The organism is Paenibacillus sp. V4I3 (genome assembly GCF_030817215.1).
Classification (GTDB): Bacteria; Bacillota; Bacilli; order Paenibacillales; family NBRC-103111; genus Paenibacillus_E.
Genome location: NZ_JAUSZA010000001.1, coordinates 4,111,059 through 4,124,852, shown reverse-complemented (window position 1 = coordinate 4,124,852; position 13,794 = coordinate 4,111,059). Strand labels below are relative to the sequence as shown.

Here is a 13,794-nt window from a genome sequence, read left to right as displayed (position 1 = left end):
TTCTTTTTCGCAAAAACATGTAAGTCTGTTTCTTGGTGTATGCCAACCCCTTGTTTATGCCCCTACTCCATCATATTCACTCGGTACATTAGCGCTTCATTCAATCGCCCGATTCAATAGGAATGTGTCTTTACCTATCTACTTTACGTCTTCTTTGAACCGTATACTTTCTTTATCCATAAAGAGGACAACCTTATCTTCTTCAGCTACAAATGTTCCTTGAATCACTTTCGTTCCGAGCTTGGTGACTTGAATGACAGCTCCATACTCCTGATCTTCCCCGATCCGAATCAGACCCAAATGCATCATCATTTGTAGAATACGTTGTTCCACGATCGATTCTGAACTATCATAATAGAAAGGTTTAACAAGCTTACAAAGCACTCCTCCTAGTGAAGCCATGGTCACCCATTGCCCACCTAGACGATCAATCCAGGCCACAATGCTTTGGACATTCGGAATCGGATTTTTATAAAGCCGCAGCCAGAACTTATACACTTCTGCTAGGTTTTCTTTCTTGCCTTCTACCAGCCGTGCTTTTCCATCTTCTGTTAATCGAAGTGTTTGAGAATGCTCACTAATCAGCTGCCTGTAATAGCAATAATCATAGATGAAAGAAAATCGGTTCGGATACTCTTTAAACATGCGGCCATAGCCGAATCTCCATGTCCCTTTAGGTACCATCTCTTCTTGAACCGATAATCGATTGAGAATCTGTTGAAGCTGTCTTTTGTACATAGAACCTTCCGCTGTGAGTGCTATTTCCTGTTCTTGAGAGATGAACGTCAAGAAATGAAAGATGTCATCGACGATAAGTAATTGCTCATCACGGTATACATTGGGTTCATTTGTTGTTTTCAGGCTTTGTTTGAACTGACCGGTTAAAACATCACTAAATCTACGTTTCAGATCTTGCGGGACATGAAACAAAAACTTCGTTTGCTGTGAATAGCCGTTAAACAACCATCCAAGCTTCTTGAATTTAATGATCATATCCCGGGGATTCCATTCCTCCGAATCCTCCTTCTGAAATCTTGATTGTTGAACTCTAGCGATAAGTTCTTCAATACTGAAAGCATTGCGAGGATCGAAAAGCAGCGAATTCAAAAACCGAATATCCTCTAAGGCTAAACCTTGAATATGCTTCTCGAAAATCTCTTTGCGCAGCGCTGTGCTCAAAATCGATTGAATCAATTCATTCTTCGAATGACCATTACACTCACACTCGTAGGTATGAGCAATTCGGCCTAATTCATGGATATCGGCATAACTGAGCATATCCGCTAGGTTCATTTCCATCCTACATCCCCCATTTAGCGAAGCTTTCAGCTCCGAGGTTTCTAGTAACCATTATGGGATTTTTCACCGAAAATATTCCAATCCAAATAAAAAAACATGACACTTTCAAAAAAGTCATGTTTTACTTTATAGCCATTATTCAGTTATAGATTGTAAGTGAGTTAAACAATTATATAATTGAAGCTCCCAGCCCTCTTCTTGACGAAGTAGAATGGTCAGAGATGTATTCTGTAGAAAATCTTCACTATCCATGCGAAGAACCCTAAGAATCTGTACGATAAAACCACCATGTGAGATCAATAATATTTTCCCATTCGGATAAGCCTGAATCAATTCTGCTTCTAGCTCTGTCCATCGTTTCCATAGATCATCATCCGACTCCTGACCTAGTTCTTGAAGCTTCCAATTGGGCCCCCAGCGCTCTTCTCTTTCTGCAACGGTAGTTCCTTCTACCTGCCCATATTTACGCTCCCTTAGCCTCTTGTCCGTACGTACAAAGGGTATTCCAGATAGATCCGCAACGATTTGTGCAGTTTCTCTTGCTCTCGTCAGATCACTGCTTATAATGCCGTCCCAGGTTTCTTTTGCTAATCTTAGTCCAAGTAATCGAGCTTGCTCTCTGCCTTCCTCCGTTAATTCCGTATCAAGCTGCCCCTGGAGCTTACCAAGACGATTCCATTCTGTACTACCATGACGTATGAATCCGATTGTTGTCATTTTCTTGCCCCTCCACCATCTCTATAAAATAAAAAATGCTCCAACAGGAGCATTATGCTTTTGTTCGTGACAACCAATTCATAATAATGATTGTGGCAATTAGTCCTAGTATCGAAACAACCAGTAAGTAATGTGGGTATGAGTGAATAGGTCCTACGTGGAAGCGTAAAGGTTCCATGAAACTAGGATTCAGACTCGCTACCGCGTCTCCCATCTTATGGCCATTCATCGATTCAGCATCGCTGGTCTTCAAGGCTTGTGGTGCTTGTAGATCAAACAAGGAATTATCCGCAGTTGCTATTGAAGATTGTGGCGTACCATCGTAAACGATTGCAAATAAGAAGCTGAATACGAATAAGGCCAAACAAAAAGCAATAACAGCGGTAAGATTCCGTCTAAGCGTGTAAGAGATTGCATACATACGTTCAGAAACTGGAATTCGCCATGACTCATTTTCGTAAATTCGATTCATAACCTTGCCCGAAACCATTGGCTCATAATCAGGCAGCTCACTCTCGATCGCTGCAGTACGAATGAGTATCGTACTTTCTTCCCATATTTGAAATTCTTCTGCACATTCGGCACAAGTTGTTATATGCTCATCTACCGCGGCACGACGCAGGTCATCATTCGGCAAATCCCAATATACTCCAAATAATTCCTGGATCTCACTACACTTCATGCTCTTTCATCCCTTCGATTCTTCGAATATCGGTTCACTGAAATAAGGATCCAGTTGTAATTTAACGGATGCCCTTGCTCTAAACAAGAGAGACTTCACCGAGCTTACCGTTTGGCCTAAAATGTTCGCGATTTCCTGATAATCCATCTGATCGTACTCTCTAAGTATCAAGGCCGATCGTTGTTTCTCTGGTAAACTATTAATTGCTTCACGAACCATAGACACTTTCTCATTACGCAGCATAGCTTGCTCTGGCATGGCATCAAAGGATGCATGTGGCGTCAGTCCACTTTGTTCCAGCGAGACTTGAACACTTTTATTTTTGCGCAGCTCACTCAGAACCGTATTACGGGCAATGGTGTACAACCAGGTTGAAAAGGATGCCTCGATTTCACGGAAAGAGTGCAAACTGCGATACGCTTTATAAAAAGTTTCGTTACACAGATCTTCAGCAATGGCTTCCATCTGCGTATTCTTTAACATATGAAAAATAAATGCAAGGATTTTACGCTCGTAACGACGCATAAGTTCATTATAAAGTTGAACATTTCCATCCTTGATTTCTCTGATCAATTGGGAATCGGTCATTACGTGGCGGCCCTCCTAACGATCCCGGGTACCACTCCAACTGCTCATACATGTTGTACTGCGGCAGGAGTGAAAAGTTGCGGTTATTTGTAAAAGAATTATGAATTTATGTACGAATAAAATACGAGCCTATAAAACCTTCTTGATTCATCACGAAATTCCTGCTAGATTCGACAAATTGTTCGATAAAGTTCAATTCTCAGCGTGTCTGATGCAAACAACAGACTGTCCCTTCCCATTATATAATAAATTCAGAAAAATATGGTACATAAGCACAAAAAAAAAACCGCCGAATCGGCGGTTGCACTTATGGTGCGATTATCGGATAGGAGTGGAGAGAAACCATACTGTACTTTTATTATATGTATACGGTTTCATTCTGTCAATACATATTTTGAAAACGTTTACTAACTCGTTTTTTTAAGATTGCATAGGTTGTATTTGATGCCTTTTGGCTTGTTTAATCAAATTGTTTATAGAATGTACTCGGATGAATGGACTGCCTGCATTAATCCGTGGGATTTGCATGGGATCCGTTTCCTTCGTAGTTATTCCTGATTTAGTCGTGAAGGCATACTTAACTCCAGCTTCCAGAAGATACGAAATCGTATGATCATCATAGCTGCCAAAAGGGTACGCATAAGAATCGACGGATTTTGAGCCATTCAATTCATTAAGTTTAGTAAGGCCCGTACGCGTATCGGTCAGAACTCTTTGTTTGAGTTCATCGTCTGTTTCTGTTATGCCATTTTGTGTTATTTTGTTAGTCAACAGCGGTTTGCCATTGCTCATCGCATGCAGCCCATCCGAATGACATTGAAAATCTACTCCAGCGAACTCTTTTCTCATTTTCTTAATCTCTTCTCTTGTCAAGGAAGGCAGAAGTGTTCCTACAGGGTTGTCCAGATCTTTGGTAATAACGAAATTCACAGCAGGTATTCGCATTTTTTTAAGAATCGGAAAAGCATTCGTATAGAAGCTTTCGTAGCCATCATCAAAGGTTACAAGAACAGCATTGTCAGGTATTGCTGTCCCCTCTGACTTGAAGCTTTTAAACTCATCCATGCTAATGAAATGATAGCCTTTCCGCTGCATAGCCTCCAACTGCTTTTCGAACAGTTTCGTTGATATCGTCACGGAGCCCTGTACTTGATCATCAATATGGTGATACACCAGTACAACAACTTCATTTGAATATACAACCTCATTTGCTCGCACTAAGGAAGGTAAAAAATTCATGAAAGCGATTAACACAATAAGCAGACTTTTCCCTATCAATTGGATCTTCATCACGTTCGCCCCACAATAAAAATATGTAATATATATATGAATAGATGTCATTATATCACGAAGCTTTTTCTTTGAGAATCTGTTAACAAAAATAAAATAAGCTGATCCCTTCCCTCTTTTTGAATTGTCCAAAAAAGGAAAGAAAACAGCTTATTTAACATACAATTTTGAGCGTTAAACATGCACTGCGTATGGCCCACTCAGCAGCTCAGATGCCCGATCGGCGTCTTCCTGATTTCGAAAAGAAAGACGGAGTACACCGGGAACATCTTCACGGCTTTCAATAATTTGAATGTTGCTTAAATTTATTCTAGCGTTACCAAGTAAGGTTGTAATTTGGCCAATGATACCAGGATGATCGGGAATATCAACATAAATATCGAATAAGGACGTAATCATCCCTTTTCTACGTTCAGGCAATTGACTGCGGAACTCACCAGCAACACGGAATTGTTCAGCGATCCCTTCGCCGTCACTTTGTTCCAGCAACTTAATAAAGCGCGACATTTCTAGATTCCAATCCTTGAGCAGTTTAAGCAGCACGTCTTTATTGTTAACAAGAATATCGCGCCAAATCATCGGTTCACTGGATGCGATACGTGTGATATCCCTGAAGCCGCCAGCCGCCAGATTTTGATACAGCGGATTCGTTTCGTTATAGCCTCTTACTTGATTAACCAATGCAACCGCGATAATATGCGGTAAATGGCTGATCGCTCCTACGATGTCATCATGTTCACGGGCGCCTACTTGAACAATTTGAGCCTTCGTTTTCTTGAGCAGCTCCGTTAGACGATCAACCTCAGCTTGCGGTGTACCCTCTGCCGGTGTCAGGACATAGAACGCATTTTCAAAAAGGTGCGAGGAAGCTGCCTCCACCCCATGACGTTCGGAGCCAGCCATTGGATGTCCGCCGATAAAATAGACGTTTTCCTTGACAAAAGATGCTGCACTTTCCGTGATTGAAGCTTTGGTACTACCGACATCTGTGATGATGCAACCGTCTTTTAGAGGGAGCTGCACTAGCTGCTGGACATACTCCTCTAACATACCAACTGGCACGCATAGAAAAATGTAGTCCGCTCCTTCTACCGCTTCAGCCATGCTAGTTGTAGCCCCATCGACAACATTCCGTTTTAGAAGCTTTTCAACTGACTTCGGATTCGGTGAGTGACCAACGACTGTAAATCCAGGTTTTCCTTTATAGCATAAGGCGAGTGATCCACCGATCAGCCCTACACCGAATATCGCAATTTTCGTCATGAAATCAACCTTTATGATTTAAATTAGGCCTTAACAGCAACCTCAGCAAGCACTTGTGTTAGAGCGGCAATGAATTTCTCATTCTGTTCGCGCGAGCCAATTGTAACCCGAAGCGACGTTGGAAAGCCCAACATATGACCTCCACGAATGATGATGCCTCTGCGAAGCAAACCATTAAATACATCTGCTGCTGGCCGGCCAACATTCACCATGATGAAGTTACCGTGTGCTGGCAATGCCTGCAGATCCATCTTGTCAAACTCATCTGTTAAGTATTGTAAGCCAGCCGTGTTCGCTTCTCGGCAGCTTTGGATAAAATCTTGATCTTTAATTGCGGCAAGAGCAGCGGCTTGAGCAAATCTGGTTGTGTTAAAAGGTTCCCGCACTTGATTAATCGATCGAATAACATCAGGATGTCCGATCCCGTAACCAATTCGCAGGGAAGCCAATCCATAAATTTTTGAGAAAGTACGCAACGCTATGACATTGCGGTATTGACCAATTATTTCTATGCTATCCGGGAATTCCCCCGTTGTATTGTACTCGCAGTAAGCTTCATCAAGAACGACTAACACATGATCTGGAACTTTGGCCAAGAACGCCTTAATCTCCGCGTCGGTATTCATCGTTCCTGTCGGATTGTTCGGGTTACAAATCCAAACGATTTTCGTACGTTCCGTAATCGCAGCAAGCATGCCATCCAGATCATGTGTTCCATCTTTCAAAGGAACTTCAATGGACACAGCGCCTTCGATTTCACAGTTATGCTTGTACTGAGGGAACGTGTGTGAAGCCATGACGGATTCGTCGCCTGGAACAAGAAAAGCCCGCGCGAGCATCAGAATAACTTCATCAGATCCTGCGCCAAAAATAAGCTGATTCGTTGCCACACCAAGGGATTCAGCAACAGCTTCTGTCAATTGAACAGCTCCCCCATCAGGATACAAGCTGATGTTGGATAATTCCGCTTCAATTGCTGCTTTTACTTTGGGCGAGGAGCCGAAAGGGTTCTCGTTAGATGCCAGTTTAATAACTTCTGTCAAACCTAGCTCACGTTTCACTTCTTCAATAGGTTTACCTGGTTGATAGACAGGTAAATGTACAATCGTTTGTTTCGGTTTCATGATAGTCACCTCGTCAATTATATGTCCGAACGTTTTAATTGTCCCACAAAGTTACGAATTTGCAAGAGTCCTTCCGGGTGTGCAGCATCGGCCTCAAGATGAGGCAGTACGTTCTCAATCGTTCGTACTATGGCACTTCCTACAACGACTCCGTCACAAAGCTTCTCAAAGCGCTTAACTTGCTCGCGATTCGAAATACCGAAGCCGACGACAATCGGAACACTTGCAGCTTCCCGTACCGTTGCAAGGAAATCCTCAATGCCTCCGAAGAATTCGGCGCGCTCGCCTGTTACACCTAATGATGATACACAGTAGACGAATCCGCGAGCTCCAGCTGCAATTCGCTTTACGCGTTCATTGGATGTTGGCGCAACCAACGGAATAAGATGAATCCCATTGGCTTCAGCAACCGCTCTTGTCTCACTATTTTCTTCCAACGGAAGATCAGGAATAATAATGCCGCTGATTTCATTCTCCTGCATCGCTTTGAAAATGCGCTCCAGTCCAATTTGTAAAACTGGATTATAATACGTAAAAAGAATGAATGGCAGCTTAGAACCTCTGCTTCTAGCCTGACGAGCTACATCCATCACATCAAAGATTGAAATTTTGCGCTGTAATGCACGTTCAGAGGAACGTTGAATAACAGGACCATCAGCTAAAGGATCGGAATAAGGAACACCTAGTTCAATCAAGTCGGCACCTGCGCGTTCCATTTCCAGGATAAGCTCAAGGGATGCTTCAAGGGAAGGATCTCCTATGGTCAAGAAAGGAATCATCGCTGTTTCTCCGCGCTCTTTGAGCTCGGCAAATCGACTATCAATACGGTTCATTGCTTATTCCCTCCCCAAGCCGAGATAGCTCATAATGGATTCAACATCTTTATCGCCACGTCCAGAAAGACTTACGATAATAATTTCATCCTTGGACATGGTAGGAGCTACTTTAACCGTTTGAGCAATGGCATGTGCACTCTCTAAGGCTGGAATTATTCCTTCCGTGCGGCTAAGCAGCTGAAGTGCATCTAGTGCTTCCTGATCCGTGATCGGATAATATGTTGCTCGTTCAATATCTTTGAGGTAGGAATGCTCCGGACCTATACCAGGGTAATCCAAGCCTGCTGAAATGGAATGGGCCGGCAGTACTTGACCATACTCATCCTGCAGCAAATAGCTAAGTGAACCTTGGAAAACACCTGGAGTTCCCTTGGTCATTGTAGCTGCATGTTCCTCGGTATGAATACCGCGGCCAGCCGCTTCCACGCCAATGAGCTTCACGGATTCATCTTGGACGAACGGGTAGAAAATACCCATGGCGTTACTGCCTCCGCCTACGCAAGCAATTACAGCATCAGGTAATCGGCCTTCGGTTTCAAGGATTTGCTCACGTGACTCATCGCCAATGACACGTTGGAAATCACGCACCATCATGGGGTAAGGATGCGGTCCTGTAACGGAACCTAGGATATAATAAGTATCCTGAACGTTGCTAACCCAGTAACGAAGCGTTTCATTACAAGCATCTTTCAATGTGCGTGTACCAGACGTAACAGGAATGACATCAGATCCAAGCAATTTCATGCGGAAAACATTTAACTGCTGACGCTTTGTGTCTTCCTCGCCCATGAATACTTTACACTCAAATCCCATTAACGCAGCTACCGTTGCTGATGCAACACCATGCTGTCCAGCTCCAGTTTCCGCAATAATCTTCTTCTTCCCCATTCGTTTCGCGAGAACCGCTTGTCCAATGGTGTTATTAATTTTGTGAGCACCCGTATGGTTCAAATCCTCACGTTTCAAATAAATTTTAGCTCCGCCCAAAAGCTCAGAAAGTCGCTCTGCATAATAAAGCGGTGTTGGCCTGCCGGAATATTGCTTTTGTAAGTAGCGCACCTCGGCAATAAATTCAGGATCATCTTTATATTTTTCATAAGCTTCTTCAAGCTCAATCAAAGCATTCATCAACGTCTCAGGAACATAACGGCCGCCGAACTTGCCGAATCTGCCATGCTGGTCAGGTACTTGCGTCACTTTCGAGTCACCCTTTCCACAAATGCTGTAATTTTGGTTATATCTTTTACGCCATCGGTCTCAACGCCGCTGGAAACATCTACGCCATCGGGGTAATAGGCTGTTACTAGTTGATCAACATTATCAGGTTGAAGCCCGCCTGCTACAAGCAGCGCCACTCCTGCTGAACGCGCCCACTCCTGGTAAACAGGAATGCAGTCCCAAGCAAAGGTTTTGCCTGATCCTCCCCCGTATACAGGGTCGAAGGTATCCAGCAAAACGGCATCGACCGTCCCTATATAAGGGTCAAGCTGCGCGGCTACATCCTCCAAATTGGGGATTTTATTTTCTGTTTTGGAAATCGAAACGGATTTGAACACTTTTACCTGAAAATGTTCACGAACCCATCGGCAAAAATCAGGTGTTTCCTGACTATGTAACTGTATGACATCAAGTGGAGCCACCGCTAGAATATCGGTTAACTGTTCCTTGCTCGGATTAACGAATACCCCTACAGTTAATGGGACAGATACCCCTTTAGCCTCTTCTGCTTTCAAAAAGGAAATCAGTTCTCCGGCCTTCTCTGCCGTAACTTGCCGCTTGCTCGGTGCAAATACAAAACCGATATGTGCTATCGGCAAATGCACGATTGATTTTAACACTTCAACGCTTTGAAGTCCACAAATTTTTACCGTTGGAACCGTCCCCACAGCCATCAAATTCGCCTCTTTCTCCTTCAACTACTTCGTTGTCTGAACCCTCGTCCCCATCAGATCATGAACAGCCTGCTCAACAATAGGTTGTCGCATGAAATGCTCGCCGATTAAAACAGCTTGAGCACCAACTTGCTGTAAATAAGCCATATCTTTGACAGTAGCAATGCCACTTTCACTGACGACAGTTTTCCCTGCGGGAATGAATTGAATCAGTTCCTCTGTCGTGCCTAAGTCGGTAACAAATGTTTTCAAATTCCGATTGTTGATGCCAATCAATTGAGTATCCAATTCCAGCGCACGTTCCAGCTCCTCACGATCATGAACCTCAACGAGTGCATCAAGTCCAAGATCACTTGCTAACTTGAGATACTGCTTCATTTGATCTGTCGTTAAAATGGCAGCAATCAGCAAAATAGCATCGGCGCCAATCAAGCGCGCTTCATAAATTTGCTTCGGATCAATTGTGAAATCCTTACGAAGCAATGGCACATTCACCGCCTTACGAACAGCTTTCAAGTACTCGTTACTACCTTGGAAATAGTCCACATCCGTCAGAACGGAGATACAATCTGCACCTGCTCTTTCATACGCTTCAGCTAAAAGAACCGGTTCAAAATCATCGCGAATCAACCCTTTGGACGGGGAAGCCTTCTTCACCTCGGCAATAAGACCCATCGCGCGGTTTTTCCGTGTAGTTAACGCTTGTTCAAACCCTAAACAAGGAGGCAGGTCCGAGATTAACTTCTCCGCATCCTTGATTGAAAAGCTGCTCATCGCTTCAACCTCTGCCCGCTTGGTGGCAACAATTTTATCAAGAAACATGGCATAGTTCTCCTGTATATTGGATTAAATCGTTCAATTTTTGTTCCGCACGGCCTGAATCAATGACATCAGCCGCTAATTTCACACCCTGTTGAAGGGTTCCGACTTGCCCTGTCACATAGAAGCAGGCCGCTGTGTTTGCAAGTACGATATCGCGATAAGGCCCCTTCTCACCAGCAAAAATATGACGAATGATTTCAGCGTTTAGGATCGCATCTCCACCCGCTACATCTTTGATGCTATGTGCGCGTAAACCAAGATCATCCGGAGTAATGGTGTAAGTGCTAATGGTGTTTGATTTCAGTTCCGTTACTTTCGTAGGTGCCGAAATGCTGAATTCATCCAATCCATCCTCGCTTGCTACAACCAATGCTCGTTTCAGTCCAAGGGCTTGCAGAGCTTGCGCAATCAGCTCTGTCTTCGTGCTGTCGAATACACCAAGCACTTGACGGTCAGCGCCTGCAGGATTGGTTAACGGTCCAAGCAGGTTGAATACGGTTCTGAAGCCTAGCTCGCGCCGAGGTGCCGCCACATGCTTCATAGATTGATGGTACGCTTGGGCAAACATAAAGCAGATGCCTGTTTTCTCTAAGCATTTAGCCGCTTGTTCACCGCTTAACGTTATCTTCACGCCAAGAGCTTCAAGGACATCTGCACTTCCGCTTTTGCTCGACATCGCCCGATTGCCATGTTTCGCTACGCGAATCCCACCAGCAGATGCGACAATCGCTGCCGTTGTGGAGATATTGAACGTCTCTGCGCCATCTCCGCCAGTTCCGCAAGTATCCAGCAGATCATTCTGCAGTACGTTGACCTGAACGGCTTTGCTCCGCATCGCTTCTGCGAAGCCCGTAATCTCCTCCAGCGTCTCTCCTTTGATGCGAAGTGCTGTAAGCAGGCTGCCGATTTGAGCAGGAGTCGCCGCACCGTCCATGATTTCAGACATGACGCCGCGCGCTTCCACCCGCGACAAATGACTACCGCTAATGACTTTCCCGAGCGCTTGCTGTATATGAATAAGTCCACTCATGACTAGAGTCTCCTCTCCTTCTCTCCTTAAGAGTTAACAAAGTAATCTTTGTTAATATCGCTAACTGGTCTAGGCTCAGGACTGAACATGGCCTCTGCCATCCGAATTGATTTCAGCAAAGCTGTCGCTTTATTAACCGTCTCCTGGTATTCACTTTCAGGAACAGAATCCCATACAATACCGGCTCCGGCTTGCACATAGGCTTTGCCATTTTTAAAAATAATCGTACGGATCGTAATACAAGTGTCCAAATTACCCGAGAATCCTAGGTAACCAATCGCTCCAGCATAAGCACCGCGAGATTCTGGCTCCAGCTCAGCAATAATCTCCATAGCTCTCAGTTTCGGCGCTCCAGACACCGTCCCTGCAGGCATACAGGAAAGAAATGCATCGAAGAAATCTTTGTCTTTTGCAATTTTACCAGAAACGTTCGAAACGATATGCATGACGTGTGAATACCGTTCAATGTCCATGAATGTGTCGCACTTCACAGTTCCGAATTCCGATACACGCCCGATGTCATTGCGACCTAAGTCAACCAGCATCAAATGTTCAGCGCGTTCTTTCTCATCTGCGAGCAATTCTTTTTCCAGTGCAAGATCTTCTTCTGGCGTCTTCCCTCTTGGTCTTGTACCAGCAATTGGGCGCGTCTCAACTTTTTCTTCTTCAACGCGAACTAACAGCTCCGGCGATGTGCCAACGATGACTTCATCATCCATTTTAAGCACGTACATATAGGGTGATGGATTCATCGTACGCAGTACTCGATACACTTGCAAAGGCGAAACGGTCGTTTCCATTTCAAAACGCTGCGACAACACAACTTGGAAAATATCACCAGCTCGGATATATTCCTTCGCTTTATTCACGTTGGCAATATACTTTTCTTTCGTAATGTTGGATCGAATATCACCGAGATCCGGTTCGGACACAATCGGATTGTGAGTCATCGTCTCTGAGCCAAGCGGACGCTTGATCTTCTCAATTGTGGCGTCGATTTTCTCACAAGTCGCATGATACGCTTTTACAATGTCAGCATCCGTAGCAAAAGGCTGTACATGCACATTGGCGATCACTTTGATCTGCTGTTTGAAATGATCGAAAACAATGACTTGATCGCAGAACATGAATTGAATGTCATTCATTTGTAAATCATCAATTTGATGAGCTGGGAGATTCTCATAGTACTGAAGCAAATCGTATCCGAAGAATCCGACAGCACCACCTGTAAAACGCGGCAAGTCCGCAAGCTGAGGACTGGAGTAGGATCTCAGATAGGCTTTCAACACTTCGATTGGTTTCTCGTCCAAAACCTTATTCTCGGATTGTGTTTCTACCATGGTTTTCCCATGCTTCGCTTTAATCATCAAGAAAGGATCGCTGCCGATAAAGGAATAACGGGCCCATTTCACGCCGCCCTCAACACTTTCTAAGAGGAACGCACGCGGTTCTTGGTAAAGATGTTGAAATACACGTATTGGGGTTTCAGTATCTGCTAACAAATGACGCACGACAGGAATGAGATTATAATCTTTAGCCAAACGAATAACTTCTTGAATTTCAGGTGTATACATGGAAACATCCCCTCTCAGCTTGTGCGACTCGTCGATCTCAGTGGTGCACAAAACTCTATTCGAATGACAAAAAAACCTCTACCGAAGTAGAGGTTGACTTTAGTTAAAGTAGAAGTTCAAGAAGATATGATAAAAGAAGCCATGGCTACGTATGAACAAACAGACGCCCTCGAATAGAGTCGTACTTATCTTCATACAAACCTATGTTACCTTTTCTCATCTCAACTGGGCTAAGCTCTACTCGACTAAATGCTTCTCTACTTACCTAAACTCATCTACTCACACTATACTACCGTGTTGCTTCATTTGTCAATTTAACAATATCAGGTCGAAGCGCTTTAGCTTCCTTCAAGTAAATATGGTTGATCTCTGCTTGGCTTTTGTTTGTGTTGACCTGCACCATTAATCGGATACATTTGGGCAATGAGTTCTCAACCGGAACTTCTAGAGAACACATTAATGGAACTAGCTCCCAACCGACTAACGTACGAATTGCACGTGCCGGGAATGTAGCGGTAATATCCTCTGTGACCGTAATGAATACCGAACAAATATCTTCCGGACGAAAATCATTCGCCTCTACGATGGCACGAAGCAATTCACTGGTAGCAGTTAAAATTTCCTCTGCCTCGTTGTGTTCAACCGTCGTCGCACCACGAATTCCCCTTAAGAACATC

Annotated in this window: 14 protein-coding genes; all 14 read right to left on the bottom strand. The window is 44.0% G+C overall.

Annotated elements, in window-relative coordinates; all coding sequences use genetic code 11:
• Positions 1–138 precede the first annotated feature (138 nt).
• The 14 genes from QFZ77_RS18970 to aroH all read right to left on the bottom strand — a co-directional run bounded on the left by QFZ77_RS18970 (position 139) and on the right by aroH (position 13,793).
• Positions 139–1,293, bottom strand: coding sequence for a hypothetical protein (locus QFZ77_RS18970; protein ID WP_307449641.1), 1,155 nt, complete (start codon positions 1,291–1,293; stop codon positions 139–141).
• Positions 1,294–1,434: 141 nt separating this feature from the next.
• Positions 1,435–2,016 carry a histidine phosphatase family protein gene (locus tag QFZ77_RS18965; protein WP_307441801.1) on the bottom strand — a complete coding sequence of 194 codons (582 nt, stop codon included), beginning with the start codon at positions 2,014–2,016 and terminating at the stop codon, positions 1,435–1,437.
• Between the two features lie 52 nt (positions 2,017–2,068).
• A complete protein-coding gene (locus tag QFZ77_RS18960) occupies positions 2,069–2,698 on the bottom strand; it encodes an anti-sigma factor family protein (protein WP_307441798.1) in 630 nt (209 codons plus the stop codon).
• Positions 2,699–2,704: 6 nt separating this feature from the next.
• Positions 2,705–3,286, bottom strand: coding sequence for an RNA polymerase sigma factor (locus QFZ77_RS18955; protein WP_047674226.1), 582 nt, complete (start codon positions 3,284–3,286; stop codon positions 2,705–2,707).
• A 420-nt stretch (positions 3,287–3,706) separates the two neighbouring features.
• A complete protein-coding gene (locus QFZ77_RS18950) occupies positions 3,707–4,576 on the bottom strand; it encodes a polysaccharide deacetylase family protein (RefSeq protein WP_307441795.1) in 870 nt (289 codons plus the stop codon).
• 174 nt (positions 4,577–4,750) lie between these two features.
• Positions 4,751–5,839, bottom strand: coding sequence for a prephenate dehydrogenase (locus QFZ77_RS18945; RefSeq protein WP_307441793.1), 1,089 nt, complete (start codon positions 5,837–5,839; stop codon positions 4,751–4,753).
• Between the two features lie 23 nt (positions 5,840–5,862).
• Positions 5,863–6,963: a histidinol-phosphate transaminase gene (hisC, locus tag QFZ77_RS18940; RefSeq protein WP_307441791.1), complete on the bottom strand. Its 1,101-nt coding sequence runs from the start codon at positions 6,961–6,963 to the stop codon at positions 5,863–5,865.
• Positions 6,964–6,980: 17 nt separating this feature from the next.
• Entirely contained in the window at positions 6,981–7,796 is an 816-nt protein-coding gene (gene trpA / locus QFZ77_RS18935) for a tryptophan synthase subunit alpha (RefSeq protein ID WP_307441789.1), read from the bottom strand.
• A 3-nt stretch (positions 7,797–7,799) separates the two neighbouring features.
• Positions 7,800–8,996, bottom strand: coding sequence for a tryptophan synthase subunit beta (gene trpB, locus QFZ77_RS18930; RefSeq protein ID WP_307441788.1), 1,197 nt, complete (start codon positions 8,994–8,996; stop codon positions 7,800–7,802).
• The gene (locus tag QFZ77_RS18925) at positions 8,993–9,691 is read right to left on the bottom strand and encodes a phosphoribosylanthranilate isomerase (protein WP_307441787.1); all 699 of its coding nucleotides are present in this window, start codon (positions 9,689–9,691) and stop codon (positions 8,993–8,995) included. Before QFZ77_RS18925 ends, trpB begins: the two co-directional genes overlap by 4 nt.
• Before the next feature lie 24 nt (positions 9,692–9,715).
• Positions 9,716–10,513, bottom strand: a complete 798-nt coding sequence (trpC, locus tag QFZ77_RS18920; RefSeq protein WP_307441786.1) for an indole-3-glycerol phosphate synthase TrpC — start codon at positions 10,511–10,513, stop codon at positions 9,716–9,718.
• Positions 10,503–11,543 (bottom strand): anthranilate phosphoribosyltransferase, encoded by a 1,041-nt coding sequence (gene trpD / locus QFZ77_RS18915; protein WP_307441785.1) that lies wholly within the window; start codon positions 11,541–11,543, stop codon positions 10,503–10,505. The genes trpC and trpD overlap by 11 nt, the downstream gene beginning before the upstream one ends.
• A gap of 26 nt (positions 11,544–11,569) precedes the next feature.
• Positions 11,570–13,117, bottom strand: a complete 1,548-nt coding sequence (trpE, locus tag QFZ77_RS18910; protein ID WP_307441784.1) for an anthranilate synthase component I — start codon at positions 13,115–13,117, stop codon at positions 11,570–11,572.
• Between the two features lie 289 nt (positions 13,118–13,406).
• Positions 13,407–13,793, bottom strand: coding sequence for a chorismate mutase (gene aroH / locus QFZ77_RS18905; RefSeq protein ID WP_307441783.1), 387 nt, complete (start codon positions 13,791–13,793; stop codon positions 13,407–13,409).
• Between the last annotated feature and the right edge of the window lies 1 nt (position 13,794).